Raw genomic sequence first — 26,008 nt, forward strand, 5'->3', positions numbered from 1 at the left:
ATAAACCCCGCCGCCCGAGGTAAATGCGTGTGCGGAGCAATCACCGGTTCTTCGAATAAAATCACCGGCGACCGGAATGTAACGCGAGCTTTGCAGATCCGTGACCTGGCGAAATTGACCGTAGTTTCATCACCAATACACCTCGCCGTGCTTACACAAAAAATCTCCGCGCACCCTGCACCTTTTCATGAAAAAGCTCCCATCCGCATTCCTCCAAATCTTTCGCCGCCCAATTTTGGCGTGGAGTTTCTTTTTCTATCTGCCGGTCGCCGCACTGGCCGTCGTCGCCATCATCGGCTTGCAACGCAACACCGTCCAGATGGATGCCGAACTGGCCGCGGGTCAGCGCACCCTCGGCGTGGCGGGCCGCATCGGCGCCTTCGGTGAACAGATAACGAAATCCATTCTCCTCATCGAAAAAAGTGTCCGCGATAAAAAGCCCGCCGGTGATTCCGTCTACGAGCTTCAGGTCGCCGCCGACCGTCTCGACCAGATCATCAACGCGTTCAACGAGGGCTCCGAAACCGTCGCGCCCGACGGCGTGCGTTTCATGCTCGAAGCCGTGACCGACGAGAAGGCGCTCGAATCCCTTCAGGCGATGAACGTCATCTGGTTCGGCATCAAAAGCCGCGCCGACGGCATCGTGCTCACCGCCGGCCCGAAGAAGGAAAACTCCGAGGCGCTTCCCTTCACTGAGTCCACGCTCTCCGACGCCTCCGCCTTCGTCGCCGCACAGCAGACGCTTCTCGCCGAGAAGACGCTCACGTTCAGCCGCCGTCTCGAAGAGCTCGCCAAGAACCGCGTGGATGCCGTCGCCGGTCCGCGCAGCATTCTCATCGCCGTCGCGATCATCGCACTGCTCTCGCTGCCCGGCGTGTTTTTCTTCAACCGCGTCCGCAGCGCCCGCAACGCCTCCCAGCGCCTCGCCTCCGAACTCGGCGCCAGCCAGGCGCGGCTCGAGACGCAGTCGCAGGCTCTCTCGGTCGCCAAGGCCGAGACCGACCGCATCATGGAAACCGTGCAAGAGGGACTCCTGCTCATCGATTCGACCGGCATCATCGGCGACTACCATTCGCACGAGCTCAACACCATCCTGCGCCAGGAAAAACTGGCCGGCCGCAGCCTGTTGCAAATCCTCGAACGCCTTCTCACCGAGAAGATGTTCAACACCACCAAGGATTATTTCGCGCTGCTCTTTGACGCCAACCGCAAGGAAAAGGCCGTGCTCAAGGTCAACCCGCTCACCGACATCGAGGTCAACTTCTCCAATCCCTCCGGCGGTTTCATCAACCGCTACCTTGGATTCTCTTTCCGCCGCATCGTGGAGAACGGCGTCGTCACCCGTGTCTTCGTGGCCGTGCGCGATGTGACCACACAGATGGAGCTGGAGAAAAAACTGCGCGACTCCGAACGCCACAAGGACCGCCAGCTGGATATTCTCCTCGGCATCGTCCACGTCGCGCCCGACGAGCTGGAGAGCTTTGTCGCCCTCGTCGAACTCGAGCTCGATGTGATCAACGACACGTTGCGCGCCGAACACTTCGCCGCCACCGGCGGTCAGGGCGACGCGCTTCGCGAACGCCTGCAGACCGTTTTCCGCAGCGTGCACAATCTCAAGGGCAACGCCGCGCTGCTCAAACTCACGACGTTCCAAAAAGCCGCCGATCTCTTCGAGTCCAAGCTCTCCGAACTCCTCAACCGTCCGCAGCTCACCGGTGATGATTTTCTCTCCGTGGTCGTGGCGCAGGCCGGCCTCCGCGCCGATCTCGGCGACCTGATCGAGCTGCGTGGAAAACTCGTCGGGCTCCGCCAGCCGGTCGCCGCCGCGGCCGGTCATTCCGGAAATCCGACCAGCCCCGCCTCGCAGATTAGCGCCGGCCTGCAGCAACTCGTGGCCGATGCCGCGCGCGATCTCGACAAGGTCACCACGCTCACCATCGACGACTACGCGTTGCACACCGTCGCCACCGACCGCCCCGCGCTCGTGCGCGACGTGCTCATCCAGCTCACCCGCAATTCCCTCGCGCACAGCATCGAGCCGTCGCCCGTGCGCAGCTCCCTCGGTAAACCGCCCGCCGCCACGCTCTCCGTGCGCGGACTCCCCCGCACGGCCGACGGTCTCAACGGCATCGCCTTCCGCGACGACGGACGCGGGTTGGATCTCGATGCCATTCGCCTTCGCGCCGAAGCCGCCGGCTTGCTCACACCGGGCGCGGATCATTCCCCCGCCGACATCGCGCGCTGCATCTTCGCCCCCGGTTTTTCAACCGCCGCCGAGGTCAGCCTGCACGCCGGCCGCGGCATGGGCATGGACATCATCAAGGCCAAGGTCGTCGACGAGGCCGCGGGTGCCATCGAGGTTCACTGCACGCCCGGCGAGTTCTGCGAATTCCACCTCTACTTCCCCTCCGCCCACGCATGAAACTTCTTATCGTCGATGACTCGCTCATCATGCGCCGCGCCATCGAGCGCAGCCTCGGGCGTTCCCACTTCACCGAGGTTCGCACCGCCACCACCGGAGTTCAGGCCGTCGATATGTTCGAACGCTACCAGCCTGATGTCGTTACCATGGACATCACCATGCCGGACATGGATGGACTCACCGCCGTGGACATCATTCTCAAACGCAATCCCCGCGCGACCATCCTCGTCGTCTCCGCCCTCGCCGACAAAGCCACCGCCGTCGAAGCCATCAAGCGAGGCGCGTCAGGCTTCCTGCTGAAACCCATCACGGCCGAGTCCGTGCACAACGCCCTCGAGGACATCCTCACCGATTAATCGCTACTCTCTCCGCCACTCCCATGGAAGAAACCATTCTCAAGATTTTCGCCCAAAGCATCACGCGCTACTTCGCCACTGTCTCCGGCGGCGAAGCCACTCTGGGCACGCCCTACCTTAGCGCCGGCAACGAATCCGTGGCCTACGATTTCTCCGCCGTCATCGGCATCACCGGCTCGCATCGCGGCAACATCTACTACACCGCCCCGCGCGAAAAACTGCACGCACTCCTGCCCTTGATCGGCGAGCGCGAGCCCGACGACCGTCTCTGCGCCGAGCTGGTCGGCGAGATCACCAACACCATCTCCGGAAATGCCCGCGAACAACTCGGCGGCGGTTTCATGATCTCCACTCCGTTCATCGTGGAGGGCAGCCCGCTCAACATCCACACCGCCCGCGACACCACCTGCTACATCCTTCCCGTCTCCTGGAACAACCACCGCTCACGCGTCCTCGTCTCCCTCCAGCAAACCTCCGCCTCAACGTGAGCACTTCCTTCGAAACCGAGCGCGAGCTCGCCGTCTTCATCGGCACCATCGGTCGTTATTTTCAAACCGTCGGCGGTTCCTCGCCCGACTTCCTCACCCCGTCCCTCGAACTCGTGATGCCTCCCCGCCTCGCCTGCACCGGCTATATGCCCGTGAGCGGCCGTCTCACCGGCTGGATCGCGCTCAGCCTGCCGTCCGACCTGCTTCTTTCGTTGCTGCATCACATGGGCGAGGACCAGCACGACGAGGCCGCCCAACTCGATCTGGTCGGCGAGATCACCAGCACCCTCACCAGCAACGCCCGCGAACATTTCGGCGAACACCTCCTCGTCGCCCCGCCGCTCTCGGCGGTCGCCGCCGATTTTCCCGACGAACTCACCGCTCCCCCGCTTTCGTTCCGACTGCCGTTTCAATGGCAGGGAGCCGACGCCTTTCTCCTTATCGCCCTTCAGCGTTAACCGCCCCCGATCATGTCCACCGTCAAAACTCCCTCCGCCTCCTCCGCCCGTCTCGCCGACCGTTACATCCGTTGCGAAGATTTCGCCGATCGCATCGATGGCATCGAGCTCGCCCCCGAGGTGTGGGCGGTCTTCGCACAGCTCGCGCAATCCCGCAACGCCACCGAGCTGGCCCAGCATCTCCAGCTCGACATCGAGGCCGTCAACGCCTCGCTCCGCCGCCTCGTGCGCCGCAAACTCATCCGCAAGCACGTGCTCGGCTGGCGTGACTACACCGCCACGCACGCCCCGTTCTCCGCGACGCCCTCCGGCTTCGAGGGCTCCATTCCTCCTTTCCGCGAATCGGCTTCGGCCCAGACCGCCGCGGCCCCCACACTCACCGTGATCGCGCCGCCCTCCGCCGCGCACTCCCGTCCTCCGTTTTTGACAGCGGTCGCGGCTCAGATTCCCACGCCAGCCCTTCCGCGTTCGCCCATCCTGTCGTTTCGCATCACTTCGCCGGCACCCGCGCGCGCCCAGCCCGCCGTCAGCCTGCGCATCGAGTCATCCCGTCCGACAACCTCTGCGCCAGGTATTGGATCGACGAATACATCCGGCCTGAAACTGCGCCCCATCCTTGATGCCATCGGCGCCAAGGCCGGCGGTGGCGTTGCCGGACAACTGCTCGTCTATCGCGTGTTCCTGCAAATCCCCACCGAGCTCATGCAAGCCGCCGGACTCCACTCGCTCAGCCTCGTGGACGACCAGTTCACCCTTCATGCGCCACTGCGCACCGCGCTCGCCGAGGCCGCGCGGGTTCATGCCGACATCGATATCGAAACCCTCGTTTCCGCCTGAGCGGACTGCGCATGCCTTCGTCCTTGATTCATTTTGTTCTCATTCATCACGGCGCCGCCGGCCGGCCCGATGAACCCCGCGTGCTGCACTTCGGCGTGGACAGCGATGCCGGCCGCGGCAGCACCGCCACGACTCCCGTGCACTTGCTGGTGATGGATGTCCGCCGGATGAATCCCGCCTGCGTAAAGGCCGCGCTCGCCGAGGTCACCCACCTGCGCCGCTCGCCCGGCATCAAGCATGGCGTGCTCGTTTGCGACATACCGCTTCTTCCTCTCGTGCTCGGCGCCATGCGCGCCGGTTTGCGCGACATCATTCACGAACCCCTCACCGCCCGGCAGGTGTTGCAACTCCTGCGGGTGGCCACGCCCGGGCACCGCGCCTGCGCGCGCCAGATTTCCACGCTCGCCGCGCTCCTGCGCACGCTCACCTCCGCTGACAAACCCGCCTCGCCCTCCGCCTGCGTCGCCCGCCGCGAATACGCGCTCAACCAGCGCGCCGAGCAACTCGCGCACACCGAAACCCGCCTCACCCTCGAACGCGCCGCACTCGAAGACCGCGAACAAAAACTCCGCGCCGGCACCCGCCGCCTCGAACGCGATTTCGCCGCCCTTCAGTCTGATTCCGACCTCGCACGCCCCAAGCGCACCGCGATCCCCTCCACGCCCACCGCGACCCCGTTTACCGCCACGCCGTTCAGCGCGCCGCCCTTCGCGACCGACCTGCAAGCCATCGCCACCCAGCTCGCCGAGCGCGCCAACGCCCTCGATATCCGCGAGCGCATGTTGCAGGAAATGGAGAACCTGCTCCTCGCCCAGGTCGCCGCGCCTCAAGCCGCCGGTTGGTAAGTCATCTGCGCCGGCCGGCGCATCCGCGGGCTTCGTCGTTTGACACCCCGCACGCCCAAAGCATCGTCGGGCCATACCGGCGACGTCTTCGTCGGAGAGCCAAACCCCACCCCTGGCACGAGGTCCCCATGCGATCCGAAACTTCCCTTCGCCCCGTCCTGCTCCCCGCCTGCGTCGCCGCCATCGGCGGTTTCCTTTTTGGCTTCGACAGCGGCGTCATCAACGGTGCCGTCGGCGCCCTCTCCGCCGCCTTCGGCTCCAGCGCGGCCGTGACCGGCTTTAACGTCGCTTCCATGCTCCTCGGCTGCGCCGCGGGTGCCTTCCTCGCCGGCCGCGCCTCCGATGCTTTTGGACGTCGCTCCGCGCTCTTCGGCGCCGCATTCCTGTTTGCCATCAGCGCGTGGGGCTCGGGCATCGCGGGCGGCTCGATCGAGTTCGTCATCTACCGCCTCATCGGTGGTTTCGCCGTCGGCGCCGCCAGCATCATCTGCCCCGCCTACATCGCCGAGATCGCCCCCGCCGCCATCCGCGGACGCCTCGCGACGTTGCAACAACTCGCCATCGTCCTCGGCCTCTTCGCAGCCTTCCTGAGCAACTTCATCATCGCCCGCCTCGCCGGCGGAACCAGCACGGTCTGGCTGTTCGGCTATCAAGCGTGGCAATGGATGTTCTGGGTCGAGCTCATCCCTTCCGTGGCGTTTTTCCTCGGCCTGCTGCTCATCCCCGAATCCCCACGCTACCTCGTCACCGCCGGTCGCCACGCGGACGCGATCCGCGCCCATGCGCGCCTCGCCCCGGGAGCCGACGGCCAGGCCCATATCGCCGAGATCTCACTCTCCCTCGACAGCGGGAAAAAGCCGGCCTTCCGCGATCTCTGGGACAGCGTCAGCCGCCGCCTCCATCCCGTCGTCTGGGTCGGCATCATCATCGCCGCGCTCCAACAACTCGTAGGCATCAACGTCGTTTTCTACTACGGCGAAGTCCTCTGGCGCGCCGCCGGTTTCTCCGTCACCGACGCCCTCAAGATCAACGTCATCGGCGGTATCATCAACATCACCGCCACGCTCGTCGCCATCGCCTTGATCGACCGCATCGGCCGCAAGCCTCTCCTGCTCATCGGCTCCATCGGCATGGCTGTGTTTCTCGGCGTGCTCGCTGCCGTGTTTTCCGGTGCGGCCACCGGCGCCGACGGCTCGCTGGTCCTCGATTCAAACCATGGGACGATCGCCCTCGTCGCTGCCAACCTCTACATCGTTTGCTTCGGCATCTCGTGGGGCCCCGTCATGTGGGTGCTCCTCGGCGAGATGTTTCCCAACCGGCTCCGCGGCGCCGCCCTCTCGCTGGCCGGCCTCGTCCAATGGGCCGCCAACTTCGCCGTCACGATTACCTTTCCCTTGCTGCTCGCGGGCATTGGTCTCGGTGGCGCCTACGGCATTTACGCCGTATTCGCGGCATTCTCTGCGTGGTATGCCTGGAAATTCGTCCGCGAAACCAAGGGCCGCACGCTGGAGCAAATGAGCAACGGCTGAAGAGCGTTGCCAAAGCGTGCAGCGCACCATTGACCCCGGCGGTCCCCCTGCGCTATATCCGCCCCTTATGTCCACGCCCGCCGCCGCCGCCGAGCCCGCCAACCTCATGGAAGCCGTCGTTTCCCTCGCGAAACGCCGCGGCTTCGTCTTCCAGTCCTCCGAAATCTACGGCGGTCTCAACGGCTTTTTCGACTACGGCCCCATGGGCGTGGAACTCAAAAAGAACATCCGCGACTGCTGGTGGAACGACATGGTCCGCCGCCGCGACGACATCGTCGGCATCGAGACCTCCATCATCATGCACCCGAAGGTCTGGGAAGCCTCCGGTCACGTCGCCGGCTTCTCCGATCCGCTCGTTGACTGCAAAGTCTCCAAGAACCGCTACCGCGCCGACCAACTCTTCTTCGCTCCCGTCGTCATCGACGGCACCACCCACGGCTACGTCTCCGCCCTCGAATCCGAGAAAACCACCGAGGACCTGCAAGCCGCCGCCGAGCTCTTCAAACGCAAGAAGGCCATCACCGGCACGCTCTCGCCCGTCGTGGTTAAGGATTTCACCGAGGCCACCGCCGACGAGGTCACCAAGATCCCCTCGCCCGCCACCGGCAATCCCGACCTCACGCCGCCGCGCGCCTTCAACATGATGTTCCAGACGAACGTCGGCGCCATGACCGACGCCTCGTCCGTCGCCTACCTCCGCCCCGAGACCGCGCAGGGCATGTTCGTCGATTTCAAAAACGTCGTGGACACCACGCGCGTAAAACTCCCCTTCGGCATCGCCCAAACCGGCAAGTCCTTCCGCAACGAAATCACGCCGCGCAACTTTATCTTCCGCTCCCGCGAATTCGAGCAGATGGAGATGGAATTCTTCATCCACGAAGACGACGACTGGGCTAAATGGCACCGCTACTGGATCAACTGGTGCAAAGACTGGCTCCTCTCCATCGGCCTGCCCGAGTCACATATTTCTGAATACGACCATCTCAAGGAGAAGCTCGCGTTCTACTCCAAGGGCACGACGGACATCATGTTCAAGTTCCCCTTCGGCGTGCAGGAACTCTGGGGCATCGCCGCCCGCGGCAACTACGACCTCACACAACACGCCAACGCCTCCGGCAAGCCGCAGGAAATCTTCGACGAAGCCACCAAGAAAAAGTTCGTCCCGCACGTGATCGAGCCCGCCGTCGGCCTCGACCGCATCTTCCTCGCCGTCCTCGCCTCGTGCTACGCCGAGGAGCAGGTCACCGACGAAAAGGGCAACACCGAGACCCGCACCGTCCTGCGCCTCAGCCCGCGCATCGCCCCGCTGAAGATCGCCGTCCTCCCCTTGATCAAAAACAAGGAGCAGCTCGTCGCCCGCGCGCAGGCCCTCTACGCGAAGTTGAAACGCAAATACGCGTGCTTCTACGACGAGACCGGCAACATCGGTAAGCGTTACCGCCGCCAGGACGAGGTCGGCACGCCTTACTGCGTCACCATCGACTTCGATACCATCGAGAAGGAAGGCGACACGTTCACCCTCCGCGAACGCGACTCGATGTCCCAGCGCCGCGTCACCGAAACCGAGCTCTTTGCCCTCCTGGAAGAGCAGGTTTACTGATGGCCGTCCGTCCCCGAGCGCCTCACGTGCGCAGCGTCCGCACGCCCGAGGCGCTCGCCTCGATGGCCGTGTGGCTGGAGTCTTTTGACGCCGCCACCCGTCAGCGCGGCAGCGAACTCTTCAAGAAGGGCGCCGTCACCAACGTCTGGTCCGAAGCCGATCACCTCGTCAAAGCAGAGCTGACCGACGACTACCGCTACACGCTCACGTTCTTCCTGACGCGCGGCGATTGGTCGTCTCGTTGCTCGTGCTCGACCACCGCCCGCTGCAAACACAGCCACGCCGCCGGCCTCGCCTGGATTCACAACGTCGAATCCGGCGCCCGCGATGGCCGCGATCCCGGTGATGCGCCCATCGTCCCCAAAACCGTGGCCGCCCCCGTCACCGCCGCGTCCACCGCCTCCGCCGCCCTCGAAAACGAACTCGCCGGCTGGCTCCGCGCCCTCACGCCCGATCCCGTCGCCGACAAAGCCTCCGCTGCCGACGCCTCGCATTTCGCCGGCCTCTCCGGCATCCGCGTGCGTCTTTCCATCCTCGGCACGTGGCACATCGAAACGCGCAACGCCTCCGATAAACGATGGAAGCCCCCGTCGCAAAAATGGCTCACCGATCTCGCCCGCCTGCGCCCCGTTGATTTCGAATCGCTCGTCCCCGCCGAAGCCGCCCTCGCCTCCGCGCTCGCCGCCGAGGTCCGCCTCGCGCCCCACGGTTTGTCCGTGAAACAGCCGCTCCCGCCCGCCGCCGTCAACGGACTCCTCCGCACCACCGCCGCCCGCCCCGCGCTCACCCTCCCCGACGGCAATCCGTTCGTTATCGAGTCCGCCCCGCTCGTCCCCGAAGCCATCGCCTCCGCCGGCAAACCCGACCAACTCGACGTCCGGCTCGTCGCTCCCGACGGTCGCATCGCCGACTCCGCCAAGCTCATCGCGCCCCGCCCCGATCCGCTCTACCTCTTCGACGACCGCGTCTGGCGCGGCCCCCCGCCCGCCCCCTCCGCCAAACTCCCCGTAGCCGCCCTCTCCGACTCGCGCCTCCTCCCGCGCCTGCGCGCCGCCGGCCTCCGCCTCCCCGCCGGACTCGCCGCCGAGGTCCGCACCATCACGCTCCGCCCTCACCTTCGCTGCTGGCTCTCCACCGCCATCGACGGCGCCGAGCGCGACTTCCACGCGCAGCTCATCGCCCGCTCCGAAAACCCGCCTTGCGAACAACACTGGGCCGGCGCCCCCGTCTCCTGGCACTGGGCCAAAAACGGCACGCCCCCGCCCCGTATCGCCGGCGAACCCGTCATCGAGTTCGACCTCGCCGCCGCCCGCTCCGCCAGCGCCGCCTTCACCGCCGGCTTCCGCCTCAACTGGGACGGCTGGGCCGATTCCTGGACGCGCACCGTCAACGACTCCTTCCCCGACGAATTCCTCGAGTGGCACGCCGCCCTCCCGCCCGATCTCACCGTCGAACTCTCCCCCGAACTTGCCTCGCTCCTCGGCGAACCGCTCCACGCCGAGATCGACGTCTCCTTCGCCGCCGCCCCCGGCGGCTCCGACCAAGACTGGTTCGACCTCACCGTCGGCCTCCGCGTCGCCGACTCCACGCTCTCCGCCGACGAAGTCGCCCTCCTCCTCAAAGCCCGCGGCAAATGGGTCCACCTGCCCCGCCACGGCTGGCGCCGCGTCGCCGCCGACACCGCGCTCGACCCCGCCACCGCCGCGACCCTCGACCGCCTCGGCCTCACCGCCGAAGACGTCTTCACCGGCGGACGCCCCGCCAAACACCGCCTCCACGTCCTCCAACTCGCCCTCGAAGCCGAGGCCCTCGCCCACCGCGACGCCCTCCTCGTCCAAGTCCTCCAAGACAGAGCCGCCCGCATCGCCGCCCTCCCGCCCGCGACGCTCCCCGCCAACCTCCGCGCCACGCTCCGCCCGTATCAACTGGAAGGATACCAATTTCTCTCCCACCTCTCCGCCCAAGGTTTCGGCGGCATCCTCGCCGACGACATGGGCCTCGGCAAAACCGTCCAAACCCTCGCTTGGCTCCTGCACCTTTCCGCCCGTAGCCGCGAGCGCCAGCGAGTGGACGCCGACGTCCAACCCTTCCGCGCCTTGATCGTCTGCCCCAAGAGCGTGACCCACGGCTGGCTCGCCGAAACCGCCCGCTTCGCCCCCGACCTCGGCATTGCCGCCTTCAACACCGACGGAAAATCCGCGACCGCCGCCGTTACCAAAGGCCCGCAACTCCTCGTCGCCAACTACACCCAGCTCCGCCTCCACGCCGCCGCCTTCCGCGCGCAAGCCTGGGACGTCGTCGTCCTCGACGAAGGCCAGTTCATCAAAAACCCCGGCAGCCAGGTCGCCGTATCCGCCCGCTCCTTACGCGCCAAACACCGCGTCGTCCTCACCGGCACGCCCATCGAAAACCGCCTCGCCGACCTCTGGAGCCTCTTCGCCTTTGCCCAACCCGGCCTCCTCGGCGACCAAGCCACCTTCCGCCGCCAGTATAACGAAACCGACCCGCAAGCCCTCGCCCGCCTCCACCGCCGCGTGCGCCACTTTCTCCTGCGCCGCACCAAAGCCCAAGCCGCGCCCGACCTCCCCTCGCGCACCGAGGACGAAATCATCGTCGAACTCGAAGGCGAACAACGCCGCCTCTACGACGCCGAACTCAAGCGCGCCCGCTCGCACCTCCTCGGAGTCGAGACGACCAAGGCGCTCGACGCCGTCCGCTTCCACGTCCTCGCGAGCCTTCTGCGCCTGCGCCAGATCTGCTGCCACCCCGCGCTCGTCGATCCGGTCCACGCCGAACTCCCCAGCGCCAAACTCGAAGCCCTCCTCGAGCGCGTCGAAGAACTCGCCGAAGAAGGCCACCAGGTCCTCGTTTTCAGCCAATTCGTCGGCATGTTGGAAATCATCCGCGACCGCCTCGTCGGCGCCGGCATCGGCCACCTCATGCTCACCGGCGCGACCGAAAACCGCTCCGACTTGGTCAACACGTTCCAAACCGACCCGACCAAAACGGTTTTCCTCCTCTCCCTCAAAGCCGCCGGCTTCGGCCTCAACCTGACCGCCGCGAGCTACGCCATCCTCTACGACCCGTGGTGGAATCCGGCCGCCGAGGCGCAAGCCATCGACCGCATCCACCGCATCGGCCAGACGAAGCCGGTGATCGCATATCGCTTACTCGCCGAGCACACCGTCGAAGAAAAAATCCGCCTCCTCCAACGCGAAAAAGCCGCGTTAGCATCCGCCGTCGTCCAGGAAGAGTCCCTCGCCACCGTCATGGACCTAGACAGCCTCAAACGCATCCTCGCCTAGTTTATCGTGTAAGCTACGGCACCGCCGCGCCATCCTGCGGTCCACCCCTTGAACACTATGAAGCACTCTCCGCTTTGCTTGATCATGCTGGTTTTTGCCCTTTTCGCGACCGGCTGCTCCTCGACCTACTACAACACCCTCGAGAAATTCGGTTACGCCAAACGCGACCTCCTCGTTGACCGCGTTGAAAAAGCCCAGGACGCGCAGACCGAGGCCAAGGAGCAATTCGCCGACGCCCTCGAAAAATTCCTCGCCGTCACCAAGACCGACGGCGGCGACCTCCAGCGCAAATACAACGACATGAGCGCCGAGTTCAAGCGCAGCGAGGCGCGCGCCGAGGAAGTCCATGAGCGCATCGACGCGGTCGAGGATGTCGCCGAGGCCCTCTTCAGCGAGTGGAAGCAGGAGCTCAAACAATACTCCAGCGCCTCCCTCCGCAGCGAAAGCCAGCGCCAGCTCGATACCACCCGCCGCAGCTACGACAACGTTCTCCGTCTCATGCGCCGCGCCGCCGATCGCATGGACCCCGTTCTCGCGACGTTCCGCGACCAGGTCCTTTTCCTGAAGCACAACCTTAACGCCCGCGCCCTCGCCTCGCTCGACTCCACCAACCGCGAACTCGAGGCCGACATCTCCCGCCTCATCGCCGACATGGAAGCCTCCATCCGCGAGGCCGAATCGTTCATCAAGTCACTGCAGACGACCCCGTGATTTACTTCGCCGGTGCCGCAGGTGGCGAGGGCGGCACCGGGGTTGGCTGGGGCGCCAGCACGTCGATATCGATCGATATCAAGCCGCGCGCTTTCGCACGGTAATCAGCGCGCGGTTTTTCGAATTTTTGCGCGGTCATTTTCAGCCCCGCGATCTCCGCCACCAGAAATACGCGCCAGCCGGGCGGCGGCTCGGTGTTGCTCCCGCCCGACGTCTGCCACGCGAGCAACGCCGGCTTGTCATCCGTCGCCTTGCCCAGCGCATGCGGCTCCACCGTGCGCTCCTGACCTTTGTAGGTAAACGTCACCACACTTCGCGCGCGCAACGCCTGCGTTAACACGGCCGCGTTGTCCGCTTCCGCCCCGAGGCTCGCCTGCACGCACACGGTCGCGCAAAACACTCCGATCACCCAGTTTCGAAGCATTGTCATAATCCTTAACCAGCAGACCTCATGCCCGCCAATGATCGTCGTCCCCGCCTTCTCTTGATCAACGCATCGCTCGCCGGAGACGCGGGTAACTCTGCCGTATTTTTCGACGCAGCCCGGGCATTGCTCGCACCGCAGGCCGACGTGAAACAACTCACGCTCGCACGCGATGGCACCGACCTTGCGACCCTCCTGCCCGCACTTGCCGAAGCCGATGGTTTTCTCTTCGGCACCGGCACGCACTGGGATTCCTGGAGCAGTCTGCTGCAACAATTCCTAGAAAACGCCACGCCCGCTGAAGGCACGTCCGTCTGGCTCGGCAAACCCACCGCCGTGGTGGTCAGCGAACACAGTGTCGGCGGCAAAGGCGTCCTCTCCCGACTCCAAGGCGTGCTCGTCACCCTCGGCTGCAGCATCCCTCCCATGAGCGGACTCGTGCTCTCCCGCGCCGCGCTCATCGCCGTGGATCACGACGCGCACGCCGCCCGCGATTTCTGGTGCCGCGACGACCTCTCTGTCGTTTGCCACAACCTCGTCGAAGCCGCCGCCGGCACGCACCACTGGCAAACCTGGCCCGTGGACCGCGAAGATTTCTCCGCCCGCTGGGCCTGATCCCTCCGCACACCCGTCGCCGAATTCTTCCTCAAACCAGTTTGTAACTTAATAAGTTACAAACTGGTTTTCCCACTTTCTAATAATTACTTATGACTTCGATTTATTCAATGTTGAGGGTTATTATGAGATACGTTTGAGCGTGCCAAAGCCCGTCTGGGACGCGAACGATTGAGCCATGTCAGCTTCCGCCTACACCAGAGCTCGCGAACTCATCGATTCCGCCCACGCCGCCGATCCCACGCGGACGGCTGATGGACGCGCGGCCGAGCTGGTTTACGCCGATCGCGTCGAGGCATGGGTTCTGAAGCTCGTTGCCGACGCCCCACCCATCCTCGCCCTCGCCGCACGCTGCCAGCATCTTGAACGCTGGCTTACCCCACGCACCACCTTTCCGGAGGGCAAAGTGGGCTACCTCACCTGGCGCCGCTCGCTTTACGTCAAACAAGCCGAGCGCGCCCGCGAACTGCTCCTCGCCGCGGGCATCTCCGACATCGAAGCCGACGAAGTTCGCACCTGGGTTTCCAAGACCGGACTGAAAACCAATCCCGGCACGCAAGCTCTCGAAGACGCCGCCGTGCTCGTGTTTTTGGAAAACGAAATCGGTGACTTCGCCGCGCAACACACCGAATACCCGCGCGAGAAGTTCATCGATATCCTTCAGAAAACCTGGCGCAAACTCAGCTCCGCCGCGCAACAAGCCGCTCTCGGCCTCGACCTGCCGCCCGCCATCGCCGCCCTCGTGCGCGAAGCACTCGCCGGCTGATCCTCGGAGTCGGCGTGACTTCGCACTTACGACTTCATCCACAGTTCCGGCAGCACGATCCGGTTGGGTTTCGTGGGATCAAACAATCCGAATATCGCCTGGCCGCTTTCCTTGCGGCGATTGATCAGCTCAAGGCGGTTCGGCTGATGCCAGCGCAGCGTGTGGACCGAGGCGATCCCGTCATCGGCCCGTCGTAACGTGATCTTAAACTGCCTCTGCTTGTTAACCGTCACATTCGTCCGCTCAACCGACTCCACGATAAAATCGCCGAGACTCCCGTGCGTCAGCAGCCAGCCCACACGACGTCGTGCCCGCAACCACCACGCGAAGACTCCCACCGCGGCCAAAGGCAGCAACACCACCGCAAAGCCGCCCATTCCCATTTGCCCCAATCGCGCGCCCTTCACGCAGGCCAGCGTTGGATCCTCCATCGAATAGACCACACTCACGTCCGCGCCTTCCTTCCAGCGCCGGCCGGTATAGAAGCACTCTCCTTCGATCCGTCGTTCATCCGGCCCCGTGAACTCAAATCGATACGCCTTCACCTGCACATCGTTGATCGAGAGATTCGTATTCGCCACGGACACGATGCGCCCGCGCGCTTCACCTGCCGGACCGTGATCCAGTCGCCATTGGTCAATGGACCGACGCGGAAAAAACGCCGCCGAAAACACCACGCCAAAGACCAGCAACATGAGTGCTACCAACAACACGCCGCGCCCAGCGGTTTCCCTCATGGCCCGTTTGCGCAATTGGACCGGAACCGTGCGCGGCACCGGAGCGGCCAGAAAGCGGATCATCTCGTCGTCGGCAAAAGCGGAAGGGGCGTCCATGCGCCCAGCGTGCAAACGCGCTCCTTCCCAACAAGCTCAATACGCCGGCCCATCCGCCCTCAAGTCACGGTTCATCAAACTCACCCCATCCCCTGCTTCGCCCCTGCCTGCACCCGCGCAGCCTTGGCCAGCAATTCCCCTTCGCATTGCGGCGAACCTCGCGCCAGATCCCGGCACAGTTGCGGACGTCGTTCATAAACCGTGCAGAAAAACTCACGCGCGCCCTCCGGCGTGGTTCTTACATCAAGCGCCGCGCAATGTCCGCCTTCCATGCGCATGTAGGCCCGGTTGCCAACGAACCCCGCGACGCGTTCCGCATCGACGCCGAGCCGATCCCAGTCGGCGCCGGTGACGCGCACGTAGGTATCCAGATTTGAATGACAACAAACCCCGCAACGGAGGCAGTCGGTGATGGAATTGCTCAAGCCGCACTCGCGAAGCCGTGGGCCCGCGGGCACGGACATCACCCTGCCCTCACCGCTAGTCCGACGCCAGCCCGCAGTGGACATCCGCCAGCGAGCACCGGCACCACACGCCCCGCAGCCCTTAAGCGACCCGCAACTTATCCGCCCTCACCCCGCCCGTTTGTAACTTAATAAGTTACAAACTCAGTTCAGCGGTTTCGGGCTGAGCGTGACGGCTTCGGGCGTTTCGCGGGCGGCGAGCCAGAGCAACAGGTGGATCATGCGCTCCGCGTCAGGCATCTGGGTGCCCGACACGAAATAGTCCTGCACGCGCTGACGCGGCACTTCGAGCAGGCGCGCCAGATTGGTCTTCGTGCCGCGCGTGCGCAGGTGGGGACGGATTTGCGCGACCACTGCATTCCAAAGCGGCGTATCGGCTCCGGGCCGCAGCGTCGCGCCCTTGCGCGGACGTTTGGCGTCCTTGCGACGCTGCGCGGAGCGTTGCGCCTGCTCGACGGCCAGCTCGGCCAAAATATCCAACAAACCCGCGATCGGTCTCAGCGTAGGCGGCACATCCACTCCCATTCCAATTTTCATGGACGCCACTTTTAAGCACTCCGGATATTTGTCACTTAATAAGTTACAAACCAGTATTTTCTACTTAAAATTAATGACTTATAAAACACGCTTCCTTGGTTTATGGATGTCAAAATGAGCTGATTTTGCGTGGTGTTGATCAAGGGATGCGCAGCTTGGCGGGGCACTAAGTCCTAAAATACGGGCTTATGACCAACCCTCTGGATACGTTCCAATCCTGGTTCGACGACGCCAAACGCCATGGCGTCCACGAGCCGTCCGCGATGGCGCTTTCCACCGTTGATGCCGATGGGCGTCCGTCCGTGCGCATGGTTTTGCTCAAACACGCCGACGAACACGGTTTCGTTTTCTACACCAACACCGACAGCCCCAAGGCCGATGACTTGCGCCACCTGCCCTACGCCGCGCTTTGTTTTTACTGGAATCCGCCCGGACGCCAGGTGCGCGTCACCGGCAAGGTTGAGGCCGTCACCACCGAGGAGGCCGATGCGTATTTCAACTCGCGCCCTTACCTGAGTCGCATCGGCGCCTGGGCTTCGAAACAATCGCAACCGCTCGATGGCTACGCGGAGCTCGAGCGCGCCGTCGCCGCGACCATGATCCAACACCCGCGCGGACGCATGCCGCGCCCGCCGCACTGGCACGGTTATCGCGTCGTCCCCGATGTCATCGAACTGTGGCAAGAGCGTCCGTTCCGGCTTCATGAGCGCGCCGCTTATAAACGCGTCGGCAAGGGCTGGCGCGAACAGGCGCTTTATCCGTGAGGCGTGAACCGCCTTCGTATCCAAAAAACAAAGACCCGGCGACTCCACAGTCACCGGGTCTTTGTTTTATTGGTTTACATGACCGCTTCCGTTCACCCTGCCGCCGCCTTGTAGAGCAGGAACACCACGAGCTGTCCCGTGAACACCCGCAGCAACATGACCAGCGGATACACCGTCGCATACGCCACGGCGGGCGCATCGCTGCCGGTCGTCTGCTGGGCAAACGCCAGCGCGGGCGGATCCGTCATCGAGCCGGCGAGCAGGCCGCACAGTTCGGCGTAGTTGAGTTTTTTCCACGCGCGCGCCACAAAGCCGATCACCAGCAACGGCACGATGGTGATCAGCGCCCCGTAGATCAGCCAGCGCACGCCTTCGGCACCGAGCAGCACGCTCACGAATTTCTCGCCGGACTTGATGCCGACCGCCGCCAGAAAAAGCGAAATGCCGATCTCGCGAATCATGTGATTGGCCGTGTGCGGCACATGCCAGATCAGCGGACCCGTCGTGGTGAGTCGCGACATGATGATCGCCACCACCAGCGGACCGCCCGCGAGGCCGAGCTTCACCGCCGCCGGCAGGCCGGGGATAAACAGCGGAATAAACCCCACGATCACACCAAGAACGATACCGAGAAAAAACGTGAGCGGCTGCGGCGTATCCAGGGCCTTCGGCGAGTTGCCCACCACGGCGGCCACCGCGACGATCTGCGGCTCCTCGCCCACCACCATGAGGATGTCACCAAACTGCAGGCGAAATCCCGGCACAGGCGTGAACTCCAATCCCTGGCGCGTCACGCGTGTCACCACGACCTGATGCTGCGCAAACGTCGTCAACTCGGCCAGGGGCCTCCCGAACATCGCCGGCTTGGTCACAATCAACCGGCGGTTGGTCACCGAGCCCGGCAGCGCCTTCAAGTCCACGCCCGCCTCGGTGCCGATCACCACGCGCAGCGTATCCAATCCTTCCGCCGGGCCCACCGCGTGAAGGATATAGCCCAGCTGTAAGGGCGTCTCCGGCTTCGCGATCCTTACCACGCCATCCCGCGAGATTCGCGACACCACCACACCCGAATCCGCGAGGCCGGGCACCGAGCCCAGCGTGCGACCCACGAGATTGGGATTGCGCACTTCGAAATTGCGCGTGGTCGGCGGCGGAGTTGACGGACGATTCGCGGCCTCGGCGGCGGCGACTTCTTTCTGCACATCAATGCGGAAAACCGTCCGCACCGCGATCATCGTGATGATGATGCCAATGATGCCGAACGGATAAGCGATCGCATAGCCAAGCCCCTGCACAACCGCGGCATCATCACCGGCTCCCAGCTGTTTGAGCGCCTGCGAAGCCGCCGCCAGACTCGGCGTGTTGGTGGTCGCGCCCGACAGCAAACCCACGCCGACCGCCGCATCCGTGCGTCCAAGAATGATCCACGTGGAAGCCACGATGACCCCGAGAAAAACAATGCCCGCCGCGAAGAGGTTGAGAATCATCCCGCGTGCGCGCAGTGACGCAAAAAAACCCGGACCGATCTGCAGGCCCAGCGTGTAAACGAACAGGATCAGTCCGAACTCGCGCACGAAATCCAAGACCTCGTGATTAAACGTGAGTTTAAAATGCCCGAGCAGCAGACCGGCAAAGAGCACGCCAGCCACACCGAGGCTGATGCCGTAGAGTTTAATTTTTCCGAGGGCCGCGCCCAAGGCGCCCGCCACGCCCAACAGAATGACGGTGCGCGCAACGGATTCGGTGGCGAAGAGCTGGGTGATCCAATCCATATGCCGGAGAGTCTATACGGATAACCCGCGGCAGACAGCGCAGATTTTGCCAACCTGCGCGCAGATCAAGCCGTGCCTCGCGCCGTGAGGCGAAGCTCCGTTTGCAATAACTCGTGGGCCCTCCCGCGGATCACCACCACATCGCTACTTTCCGTGGCAACAGCGCCCACGCGCCAGTGATTATTACCGTCGAGTTCCGCCTGATCGATGATCGCGCCCGCGTGCAACGTGCGCGGGGCGGCCCCTTCTTCGTGCAACTCCACCGTGCCGCGCCGCACATAATAAAACGCGCGGCAGGGATCGCCTCGTGAAAAAAGCCCTTCGCCTTTTTCAAGATGAATGGGGCGCAAAATTTCATCCGGTGGCGGCAGCAACAGACTGAGATCGCGCGGAAAAATCAGCTCGAAGGTCCAGTCGATCATCACACGCAATTTGCGCAGCACGCCCGGCAGCTTTCCCAAGTAAATCGTGCGCCACATCCACCACGCAAAAAATCCGCTGAAGTGAAAACCAAACACCTCGGCCACCGCCTCGCGTTCACCGATCGTGGCAAGCTGGCCCATGTAACGATACGTAAATGGCTTCAACTCCTGCCCCGCCAGAGCGCGCGCGACATTGCGCCCGAGTTGCACGCCCTGCCGCAACGCCAGCTGCGCGGTTGGCGGAGAGATCTTGAGTTCACCGCGGTCATTCCAGGGCACCGCGGCGCAATCGCCCGCCGTCCATAAATTCGGATGTCCGGCCACGCGCATGCTGGGCTCTGTCGGCACACGGCCTTTTTCCGTTTCGATCCCAAGCTGACGGCACAGGTCGAGCACGACCGGATTCGGAGCGTTGCCGATCGTCGAGATGATCGTGTGTCCTTCGATAAAACTACCGTCGGCGAAAATCACTTTGCTCGCCGTCGCCTCGGCCACACGTGTGGAAAGCAACACTTCGATACCGCGTTTCTTGAGCACGACCAGCGCATGCTCACCGAGTTTCTGCCCGATCTCGATCAACAGGCTGGGATGCCCGTGCACGAGCACGACGCGAATCTTTGAGTCCCGCAGGTTGGCGTAATACTTCTGCGAGCCGCGCAAAAAATCCTGCACTTGTCCCGCCGTTTCAACGCCGGTGTATCCGCCACCCACTACAACAAACGTGAGCAAGCGCGCGCGCATGGCGGCATCCTCGACGAGGTTGGCCTCTTCAAGGCGGTTGATGAGCGTGGATCGCAGTCGCAGCGCATCCGCCACCGATTTCATCGGCCGGCCGTGATCGGCCATGCCGGGCACGCGTGAAAGATCCGTCACGCTGCCGAGCGTCAGCACGAGATGATCGAACGTGACCGCGTGATTGCGCGTGAATCGGCCGCCATCGAGCGTGAGGGTCTTCGTCGCCCAATCGATGCGGTGGATGCCGCCTTGCAGCACATCGACATGCCGGCAGAGCAGACGAAGCGGATTCACCACCGCGGACGGACTGAGCGATGAGCCGGCGACTTCGGCCAGCATCGGCTGGAACACCAGGACATTGCGCTCGGCGATGAGCGCCACGCGTTTTTCCCCGCCCTTGCCCAGCAGCTTCCCAAGCGTCTTTGCGCAATAGGCACCGGCGAAGCCGCCACCGGCAATCACAACGTCATAATGCATGGCACCAGACGACAGGGATTGTGCGCCGAGTGCGACGGCGAAATCTTCGCGGGCAAACTTAACGCGGGCGAACCAGCAGCAACGTGCGGTCGTCGTTACGCGAAGCGAGGGCCGAGAACTGGCGGAGATAACGGTTCAGTTTCTCCACCACGCGCGGCAACGGGGTCTCTTCCTGGCCGACCAACGTGGTCACGAGGCGGTCGCGACCAAACTCGTCGCCCGACGCATTCGCGGCCTCCGTGATGCCGTCCGTATAGAGCGCGAGCAAATCGCCCGGTCCCAGATCCAGCACGGCTTCCTCGAGCAGGGAGTCAAACACCGGACCTTCGTCAAAACCGAGCGCCAGGCCGCCGGCAGACAAAAGCTCGAGCTCGCCACCGGCCTTCAGGAGCAACGCCGGCTCATGTCCCGCCCGCACGTAAGTGAGCCGGTTTGTATCCAAATCCAAGATACCGTAAAAAAGTGAAATGAACATGCCGGGAGGCATGTCGCCGTGCAGCGCACGATTGACGCGGCGCACCACGGTGGCGGCACTGGGCTCGCCGGCGGCGCACAGCCGCAGCGTCGCACGACAGGCGGCCATCATCAGCGCGGCGGCCGGGCCCTTGCCCGCCACGTCCGCGATGACAAAGCCCCACCGGCGCCCGTCGACCGGCAGCACGTCGTAATAATCTCCGCCGATGTGCAGCGACGCCTGCGACAGGGCCTCGATCTCCACTTCACCGATGTCGGGAAAAACGTGCGGTCGAAGCTGGTGCTGCACTTCGCCAGCGAGACGCAGGTCGCGTTCGCGGAGAGCGCGCTCGCGATCCTCGGCATCTTTGCGCGGCGTGATATCGGTGATGAGGCCTTCGTGGTGCGTCACGTTGCCCTCCGGATCGAAGCGGACGACCGTGTGGTCATCGACCCAACGCACGGATCCATCGGCGCACACGATGCGGTATTCCTGGCTGTATTCGTGATGGTTGGTGGCGGCATGCGCCTCGACTTCCGCGCCCACGCGTTCGCGATCATCGGGATGCGTGATGCCGCGGAAGCTCAGGCGGCGGCTGGTGAAATCCTCCGGCTGGTAGCCGAACTGGCGGATGCTCTGCGAAACGTATTCCACCGGCCAGTTTTCCTCGGCGAGCCAGAGCACGACGATCGACGGCGAACGGTTGACGATCTGCTCCAGCTCTTCGCGACGGGCGAGCGCGAGCTTGAGCTCCTCCTGCGCTTTGCGGCGGATGCTGACGTCGCGGCCCACGCCGAAGAAGGCGCGACGGCCGTCGCGATCCGTGTAGGCCGAACCGGTAGTCGCGTGCCAGACCCAATGGCCGTCCTTGTGTCGCACGCGATACTCGATGCCGCGCGGGCTGACCCCGAGTTCGAGGGTTTCGGCGATAAAGTCCCGGAACAACGAGAGCTCTTCCGGATGAATGAACTCCGTGTAGTCATGTCCGATGATTTCAGCGACCTCATGGCCGAGCTTCGGTGTCCAGGCATCGGATACAAATTTATAGGTCCCCTCAGGCGTGATCGCGAAGAGGATCTCGCTGGCGATCTTCAGGTAGGTGCGCCAGCGGGATTCGCTGCGGCGGAGGTCCTGTTCGGCAGCGTGACGCGCCGAAACATCCTCCAGCATGGCGAAGTGGTGCGTGACCCGGCCCTCGGCGTTGCGCAAGACCACCACGGTGAGTTCGCACATCACCTCGCGGCCATCGGGACGCTCGTAGCGTTTTTCCAATACAAAACCGTTGCGCTTGCCCGCGTAGATTTCGGCGGTCAGCGCCTTCTGGCGCGCCCAGTCATCGGGATGCGTGATCTTGTGGACGTTATCGATGTTGCTCGCCTGTTCGGGTGTGAGGCCGATGAGTTCGCAAAAGCGCTTGTTAACGATGTTTTTCCCCGGGCGGCCGTTTTCGTCGACCTCGCGCCAGCTCAATCCGATCGGCGCGTGCTCGAAGAAAAGCTTCAGCTGGCTTGCGGCGTCGGGCCCGTGGCTCAACCAGTTGGGAAGCGTGACTTCCCCCGGGCTGGTCGGATCATCTACGGGCGTGCTAGGCGTTTCGTGCGACGACATGGGCGGCTTGGAAGTATGTGCCTAACCATGACCCCGCGCGCAATCCAGCACGAACACACACGCAATTAAACGGGTCGGTGCTGGCCATACGCGCGAATGCATCGCAAACTACACACATGATCACCGTGGCCACCTGCAACAACCCCATGCACGCCCAGTTATTGAAGTCGGTGCTCGAGGACAGCGGAATCCCTTCCCTCATTCCCAATGAATACAGCGCGCAGACCATGCCGCACCTGATTCTGGCGATGGGCGGAATTCCCATTCAAGTGCCCGCGGAACACGAGAACGCCGCCCGCGAACTGATCCGGGCATTCGAGGCGGCCGCGCCCGACGGAGATACGTTCCCGCCCACGATTGCCTGAGTGCGTCAAAGTCCGGTGGGCGGAGTAACGTTCAACCTTTCAACGCGCCTGCGGTCACCCCTTTCACGAGGTGTTTTTGCAGCGCTATGAATACGATCAATATCGGCACCGTCACGATCACCAAACCGGCAAACAACATCCCGTAATCGCTGCGGTATTGGGAGGTGATGGAGAGATTGGCCAGTCCCAGCGGCAGCGTGCGCACCGAGGCACCCGCGTCTCCGCTCGTGAACATGAAGGCGAAAAAATACTCCTTCCAGATACCGATGAACTGGAAGATCGCGACCGTCACCAGCCCCGGCTTCGCCAGCGGCAACATCACGCGCCAAAAGGCCGATGCCTCCGAGCAACCATCCACCACCGCCGCTTCGTAGAGCGAGCGCGGGAGCGACTTGAAAAATCCCGCGAGAATGAAGATCGCGAACGGCAGGCCGTTGGCCGTGTAAACCAGGATCAATCCCGTGCGCGAGTTGAGCAGTCCGAGCGCACGCAGCTCGAAAAACAACGGCACGATGGAGAGCTGCACCGGAACCATCAGGCCTGCGAGAAACAGCCAGAAGACGCCCTTGCCCAGCGGGTGATAAAACCGCGCCAGTGCATACGCCGCCATCGCTCCCAACATCACGATCAGCGCAACCGAGGTGAGCGTGACCAACACCGAGTTGATAAAATAATCTCCAAATCGCGCCTCGTTCCAGGCCCGCGTGTAGTTGTCCGTCTGCAACGCATCGAGCGGCGGCAGCGCGAACGCCTCGCGGAAAATTGCCTCATCGGTCTTGAGCGATGAATACGCCACCCAAGCCATCGGATAAACCACCCACACGAGGTAGCCCGCCAGCAGAGCGAAAATGATGAAGCGTGAAATTTTCATGCGTTCACATTTCCACGGTGTCGCGCCTGAGCGCGCGCATGACGGCGGCGCTACCGACCAGCACGAGGACAAACATCATCACGGCGATAGCCGTGGCGCGGCCCACTTGGAATTCTTGAAACATCGTCGATACCATCAGCGTGCTCAGCGTGTGCGAACCGCTCGCCGGATCCTGCGAAGTGAGCAGCCAGATCATCTCAAACGCGTTGAGTCCGCCGATCACCAAAAACACCGCGGAGATCACCAGCACTTCCCATATAAGAGGCAGCGTGATCGTGAAAAATTGCCGCGCCGGCGATGCGCCTTCAAGGTCCGCCGCCTCATAGAGATCGGGCGAGATTCCCTGCATCGCCGCGAGATACAGAACCAGGTTAAACCCGCACGCCATCCACAGATAGATCGGCAGCAACGCGGCGTAGAGGTGCGCCTGCGAGAGCCACGCAAATCCTTCGAAGCTCTCAAAGCCCAGTTTCACCAGCGCGGTATTCACCAAGCCGCCGTGCGGATCGTAGGCACTCATCCACAACAACGTCGCCGCAATACCGCCGAGCATGTTGGGAAACAAAAACACGACGCGAAACACTGCCCCGCCCCACACGCCGCGATGGATCAACGCGGCGAAAAACAACGCGGCCGGCACCACCACGAGCGCGGGCGCGATCATCAGGAAAAGATTATTCCGTAGTGCGAACCAGAATACATCGCTCTCCAGCAGCAGCCACCGGAAGTTGAACAGCCCCGCCCAGGTGCGTTCACCCAGACCATCCCAGCGCGTGAACGCCCAGATGAACGACGCCAGTCCCGGCAGGACGACGAACGCTCCAAACAGCAGCAGTGACGGTCCGACAAAGCCCATCGCCAGCGATCCGCGCAACCGGCCAAGATGCTCCGACGACGAGGCCTGCGCGGGAGCAGACCGGCGGCCCTTGGCGCACTTTATCCATACCAGCCAGGCAACGAGCGCAGCGAGAACAAGCAACAGAGCAGCGGCGGCGAAACCGTGGCGCGTTTCCACGTTATCCGGATTGATTTCGCGGGCGCGCGCCGCGGTCGCGGCCGACTCGAGACGGGCACCGAATTCCTCCGGCGTGATACGTCCCGTCATCAATCGGTAGCGGGCATCCGTCAGCGCTTGATTGATGACCGCGAGATTCGTCGCCGAAGTCGGCGGCGCCGCATCAAAGGAGCCGGTTGCCTTGGCGATTAACGCCGCGGTGTCACGCATGAGCGGCGAATAATCATCCGGTCCCACGGCGCGGAGCGCGACGGGTGAATCCACCAGCTGTGCAAACCGTTTCGCGCGTTCACGCGATGTCAGGAAACGGAAGAAATCCACCGTCGCGCGTTCCTGTTCTTTGTCCCCGCAGGTGAACAAAAAATAATAGGCGCTCTGCGTCTGGATGGTATCCACTGGAGCAATACCTTCCGCAAACACCGGCAGGTTCATCGCGCCCAGTTCGAAGCCAGCGGGAAGTTTTCCGCGCATCTCACTCGCAAACCACGAAGCCGAAATGGTCATCGCTGCGCGACCGTCGATGAAGGCGAGTTGGGCCGCGGTATGCGTCATGCCTTCCCAGCCCTTGACGAGATGGCGCGTGGCGAGGCGTTGCAGAATGCCGGCGGCGCGGATGAAGCGCGGATCGGTGCGAGCACCCGCTTCGAGCTGGTTGTAGCTGCGCCAGCCATCGGGGCCGACGAGGTTGTAATGCGCGGCGCGGAGAAAGGCGTCACCGTAACGCATGAACACGCCCGGCAGCGAAAGAGGGGAGACATCCGCGCGCTCCATTTTTTCGCACAGGATAAAAAATTCGTCCCATGTGCGCGGGACTTCCCAACCGTTTTCACGGAAGCGTTTTTTGTCGTAGAAAATCGTCCATACCGCGTGGGCAAAGGGCAGCCCGTAAACCGGCGCGGCCACAGGGGGCGCGGCAGTCGTTTCGCCGGAATTCGTCACGGCGGCTGGACTGGTCCACCGCTCCAGCACGCCGGGCAGAAAGGTGTCGCGCCAGCGCGCATCGCCTTCCCAATTGGGGCCGTCGAGGTAGGGCGCGAGATCGAGAATGCGCCCGGCCTTGATGAGGTTTGGATAAAGCAGGACGGCATCAGTGGCGTCCGGATCATCGCCCGCCATGACGCGAATGCGGACCTGATCGTTGATGCGCGGATTGCCGTGGATACGGACCTTCAGATCCGGCCGCAGGGATTCGAACTCGCGGGCGGTTTCCTCAAAAAACGCGGCGCCGTAGCCCGCCACCAGCACGGGAATGTCGAGTTCCCGCGGCGTGGTTTCAGCGCGCAAGGACACGCGCGCCACCAGGCACACGAAAAAACAAACGACGAACAGGGCGGC

At 63.6% G+C, this 26,008-nt stretch carries 23 protein-coding genes; 14 read left to right on the plus strand and 9 right to left on the minus strand.

All coding sequences use genetic code 11. From position 1 onward, the window contains the following. Nucleotides 1-187 precede the first annotated feature (187 nt). The 10 genes from FPL22_RS10710 to FPL22_RS10755 all read left to right on the plus strand — a co-directional run bounded on the left by FPL22_RS10710 (nucleotide 188) and on the right by FPL22_RS10755 (nucleotide 12,551). On the plus strand, nucleotides 188-2,422 hold the full coding sequence (locus tag FPL22_RS10710) for an ATP-binding protein (RefSeq protein WP_144230350.1): 2,235 nt from the start codon (nucleotides 188-190) through the stop codon (nucleotides 2,420-2,422). Next, nucleotides 2,419-2,778 (plus strand): response regulator, encoded by a 360-nt coding sequence (locus tag FPL22_RS10715; RefSeq protein WP_144230351.1) that lies wholly within the window; start codon nucleotides 2,419-2,421, stop codon nucleotides 2,776-2,778. The genes FPL22_RS10710 and FPL22_RS10715 overlap by 4 nt, the downstream gene beginning before the upstream one ends. Before the next feature lie 23 nt (nucleotides 2,779-2,801). Continuing rightward, nucleotides 2,802-3,266 carry a chemotaxis protein CheX gene (locus tag FPL22_RS10720; RefSeq protein ID WP_144230352.1) on the plus strand — a complete coding sequence of 155 codons (465 nt, stop codon included), beginning with the start codon at nucleotides 2,802-2,804 and terminating at the stop codon, nucleotides 3,264-3,266. Continuing rightward, nucleotides 3,263-3,724, plus strand: coding sequence for a chemotaxis protein CheX (locus tag FPL22_RS10725; RefSeq protein ID WP_144230353.1), 462 nt, complete (start codon nucleotides 3,263-3,265; stop codon nucleotides 3,722-3,724). The genes FPL22_RS10720 and FPL22_RS10725 overlap by 4 nt, the downstream gene beginning before the upstream one ends. A 12-nt stretch (nucleotides 3,725-3,736) precedes the next feature. Further along, nucleotides 3,737-4,561, plus strand: a complete 825-nt coding sequence (locus FPL22_RS10730) for a hypothetical protein (RefSeq protein WP_144230354.1) — start codon at nucleotides 3,737-3,739, stop codon at nucleotides 4,559-4,561. An 11-nt stretch (nucleotides 4,562-4,572) separates the two neighbouring features. Continuing rightward, nucleotides 4,573-5,406: a hypothetical protein gene (locus tag FPL22_RS10735; protein WP_144230355.1), complete on the plus strand. Its 834-nt coding sequence runs from the start codon at nucleotides 4,573-4,575 to the stop codon at nucleotides 5,404-5,406. Between the two features lie 128 nt (nucleotides 5,407-5,534). Further along, nucleotides 5,535-6,935: a sugar porter family MFS transporter gene (locus FPL22_RS10740; protein WP_144230356.1), complete on the plus strand. Its 1,401-nt coding sequence runs from the start codon at nucleotides 5,535-5,537 to the stop codon at nucleotides 6,933-6,935. A 67-nt stretch (nucleotides 6,936-7,002) separates the two neighbouring features. Beyond that, nucleotides 7,003-8,535 carry a glycine--tRNA ligase gene (locus FPL22_RS10745; protein ID WP_144230357.1) on the plus strand — a complete coding sequence of 511 codons (1,533 nt, stop codon included), beginning with the start codon at nucleotides 7,003-7,005 and terminating at the stop codon, nucleotides 8,533-8,535. Continuing rightward, entirely contained in the window at nucleotides 8,535-11,840 is a 3,306-nt protein-coding gene (locus FPL22_RS10750; protein ID WP_144230358.1) for a DEAD/DEAH box helicase, read from the plus strand. Before FPL22_RS10745 ends, FPL22_RS10750 begins: the two co-directional genes overlap by 1 nt. A 57-nt stretch (nucleotides 11,841-11,897) precedes the next feature. Continuing rightward, nucleotides 11,898-12,551 (plus strand): DUF2959 domain-containing protein, encoded by a 654-nt coding sequence (locus tag FPL22_RS10755; protein WP_144230359.1) that lies wholly within the window; start codon nucleotides 11,898-11,900, stop codon nucleotides 12,549-12,551. 1 nt (nucleotide 12,552) lies between these two features. Here FPL22_RS10755 and FPL22_RS10760 read toward each other — a convergent pair whose 3' ends face one another. Then, nucleotides 12,553-12,981 carry a WYL domain-containing protein gene (locus tag FPL22_RS10760; protein ID WP_144230360.1) on the minus strand — a complete coding sequence of 143 codons (429 nt, stop codon included), beginning with the start codon at nucleotides 12,979-12,981 and terminating at the stop codon, nucleotides 12,553-12,555. A 21-nt stretch (nucleotides 12,982-13,002) separates the two neighbouring features. Here FPL22_RS10760 and FPL22_RS10765 point away from each other — a divergent pair, with 21 nt between their 5' ends. Together FPL22_RS10765 and FPL22_RS10770 are read left to right on the plus strand one after the other, a co-directional pair. Beyond that, nucleotides 13,003-13,590: a flavodoxin family protein gene (locus tag FPL22_RS10765; protein WP_144230361.1), complete on the plus strand. Its 588-nt coding sequence runs from the start codon at nucleotides 13,003-13,005 to the stop codon at nucleotides 13,588-13,590. Between the two features lie 178 nt (nucleotides 13,591-13,768). Beyond that, nucleotides 13,769-14,356, plus strand: a complete 588-nt coding sequence (locus FPL22_RS10770; RefSeq protein ID WP_144230362.1) for a DUF4202 domain-containing protein — start codon at nucleotides 13,769-13,771, stop codon at nucleotides 14,354-14,356. 26 nt (nucleotides 14,357-14,382) lie between these two features. On the opposite strand, the gene FPL22_RS10775 is transcribed toward FPL22_RS10770, so the two are convergent. From FPL22_RS10775 to FPL22_RS10785, 3 genes are all read right to left on the minus strand, one after another. Continuing rightward, the gene (locus FPL22_RS10775) at nucleotides 14,383-15,189 is read right to left on the minus strand and encodes a DUF3592 domain-containing protein (RefSeq protein WP_144230363.1); all 807 of its coding nucleotides are present in this window, start codon (nucleotides 15,187-15,189) and stop codon (nucleotides 14,383-14,385) included. An 80-nt stretch (nucleotides 15,190-15,269) separates the two neighbouring features. Then, a complete protein-coding gene (locus tag FPL22_RS10780; RefSeq protein ID WP_238991391.1) occupies nucleotides 15,270-15,614 on the minus strand; it encodes a YkgJ family cysteine cluster protein in 345 nt (114 codons plus the stop codon). 183 nt (nucleotides 15,615-15,797) lie between these two features. Further along, nucleotides 15,798-16,190 carry a hypothetical protein gene (locus tag FPL22_RS10785; protein WP_144230365.1) on the minus strand — a complete coding sequence of 131 codons (393 nt, stop codon included), beginning with the start codon at nucleotides 16,188-16,190 and terminating at the stop codon, nucleotides 15,798-15,800. A gap of 188 nt (nucleotides 16,191-16,378) precedes the next feature. Here FPL22_RS10785 and pdxH point away from each other — a divergent pair, with 188 nt between their 5' ends. Then, complete coding sequence (gene pdxH, locus FPL22_RS10790; protein ID WP_144230366.1) at nucleotides 16,379-16,954, plus strand: pyridoxamine 5'-phosphate oxidase; 576 nt, start codon at nucleotides 16,379-16,381, stop codon at nucleotides 16,952-16,954. 92 nt (nucleotides 16,955-17,046) lie between these two features. On the opposite strand, the gene FPL22_RS10795 is transcribed toward pdxH, so the two are convergent. The 3 genes from FPL22_RS10795 to FPL22_RS10805 form a co-directional block, all read right to left on the minus strand. Continuing rightward, nucleotides 17,047-18,726 (minus strand): putative transporter, encoded by a 1,680-nt coding sequence (locus tag FPL22_RS10795; RefSeq protein WP_144230367.1) that lies wholly within the window; start codon nucleotides 18,724-18,726, stop codon nucleotides 17,047-17,049. Between the two features lie 65 nt (nucleotides 18,727-18,791). Then, nucleotides 18,792-20,360, minus strand: a complete 1,569-nt coding sequence (locus FPL22_RS10800) for an FAD-dependent oxidoreductase (protein ID WP_144230368.1) — start codon at nucleotides 20,358-20,360, stop codon at nucleotides 18,792-18,794. Between the two features lie 58 nt (nucleotides 20,361-20,418). Then, on the minus strand, nucleotides 20,419-22,422 hold the full coding sequence (locus tag FPL22_RS10805; RefSeq protein WP_144230369.1) for a SpoIIE family protein phosphatase: 2,004 nt from the start codon (nucleotides 22,420-22,422) through the stop codon (nucleotides 20,419-20,421). A 116-nt stretch (nucleotides 22,423-22,538) separates the two neighbouring features. On the opposite strand from FPL22_RS10805, the gene FPL22_RS10810 reads away from it, so the two are divergent. Beyond that, a complete protein-coding gene (locus FPL22_RS10810) occupies nucleotides 22,539-22,787 on the plus strand; it encodes a putative signal transducing protein (RefSeq protein ID WP_144230370.1) in 249 nt (82 codons plus the stop codon). 31 nt (nucleotides 22,788-22,818) lie between these two features. Here FPL22_RS10810 and FPL22_RS10815 read toward each other — a convergent pair whose 3' ends face one another. Both FPL22_RS10815 and FPL22_RS10820 read right to left on the minus strand, forming a co-directional pair. Next, complete coding sequence (locus FPL22_RS10815; RefSeq protein WP_144230371.1) at nucleotides 22,819-23,658, minus strand: carbohydrate ABC transporter permease; 840 nt, start codon at nucleotides 23,656-23,658, stop codon at nucleotides 22,819-22,821. Between the two features lie 4 nt (nucleotides 23,659-23,662). Further along, on the minus strand, nucleotides 23,663-25,972 hold the full coding sequence (locus FPL22_RS10820) for an extracellular solute-binding protein (RefSeq protein ID WP_238991392.1): 2,310 nt from the start codon (nucleotides 25,970-25,972) through the stop codon (nucleotides 23,663-23,665). Between the last annotated feature and the right edge of the window lie 36 nt (nucleotides 25,973-26,008).

This window comes from Rariglobus hedericola (genome assembly GCF_007559335.1).
GTDB classification, from domain to species: Bacteria; Verrucomicrobiota; Verrucomicrobiia; order Opitutales; family Opitutaceae; genus Rariglobus; species Rariglobus hedericola.

Coding starts and splice junctions, on each gene's coding strand:
- pdxH (WP_144230366.1), top strand. CDS start 16,379: ATGACCAACCCTCTGGATACGTTCCAATCCTGGTTCGACGACGCCAAA.
- FPL22_RS10760 (WP_144230360.1), bottom strand. CDS start 12,981: ATGACAATGCTTCGAAACTGGGTGATCGGAGTGTTTTGCGCGACCGTG.
- FPL22_RS10730 (WP_144230354.1), top strand. CDS start 3,737: ATGTCCACCGTCAAAACTCCCTCCGCCTCCTCCGCCCGTCTCGCCGAC.
- FPL22_RS10710 (WP_144230350.1), top strand. CDS start 188: ATGAAAAAGCTCCCATCCGCATTCCTCCAAATCTTTCGCCGCCCAATT.
- FPL22_RS10735 (WP_144230355.1), top strand. CDS start 4,573: ATGCCTTCGTCCTTGATTCATTTTGTTCTCATTCATCACGGCGCCGCC.
- FPL22_RS10785 (WP_144230365.1), bottom strand. CDS start 16,190: ATGAAAATTGGAATGGGAGTGGATGTGCCGCCTACGCTGAGACCGATC.
- FPL22_RS10805 (WP_144230369.1), bottom strand. CDS start 22,422: ATGTCGTCGCACGAAACGCCTAGCACGCCCGTAGATGATCCGACCAGC.
- FPL22_RS10755 (WP_144230359.1), top strand. CDS start 11,898: ATGAAGCACTCTCCGCTTTGCTTGATCATGCTGGTTTTTGCCCTTTTC.
- FPL22_RS10750 (WP_144230358.1), top strand. CDS start 8,535: ATGGCCGTCCGTCCCCGAGCGCCTCACGTGCGCAGCGTCCGCACGCCC.
- FPL22_RS10745 (WP_144230357.1), top strand. CDS start 7,003: ATGTCCACGCCCGCCGCCGCCGCCGAGCCCGCCAACCTCATGGAAGCC.
- FPL22_RS10765 (WP_144230361.1), top strand. CDS start 13,003: ATGCCCGCCAATGATCGTCGTCCCCGCCTTCTCTTGATCAACGCATCG.
- FPL22_RS10775 (WP_144230363.1), bottom strand. CDS start 15,189: ATGGACGCCCCTTCCGCTTTTGCCGACGACGAGATGATCCGCTTTCTG.
- FPL22_RS10740 (WP_144230356.1), top strand. CDS start 5,535: ATGCGATCCGAAACTTCCCTTCGCCCCGTCCTGCTCCCCGCCTGCGTC.
- FPL22_RS10815 (WP_144230371.1), bottom strand. CDS start 23,658: ATGAAAATTTCACGCTTCATCATTTTCGCTCTGCTGGCGGGCTACCTC.
- FPL22_RS10800 (WP_144230368.1), bottom strand. CDS start 20,360: ATGCATTATGACGTTGTGATTGCCGGTGGCGGCTTCGCCGGTGCCTAT.
- FPL22_RS10720 (WP_144230352.1), top strand. CDS start 2,802: ATGGAAGAAACCATTCTCAAGATTTTCGCCCAAAGCATCACGCGCTAC.
- FPL22_RS10795 (WP_144230367.1), bottom strand. CDS start 18,726: ATGGATTGGATCACCCAGCTCTTCGCCACCGAATCCGTTGCGCGCACC.
- FPL22_RS10810 (WP_144230370.1), top strand. CDS start 22,539: ATGATCACCGTGGCCACCTGCAACAACCCCATGCACGCCCAGTTATTG.
- FPL22_RS10770 (WP_144230362.1), top strand. CDS start 13,769: ATGTCAGCTTCCGCCTACACCAGAGCTCGCGAACTCATCGATTCCGCC.
- FPL22_RS10715 (WP_144230351.1), top strand. CDS start 2,419: ATGAAACTTCTTATCGTCGATGACTCGCTCATCATGCGCCGCGCCATC.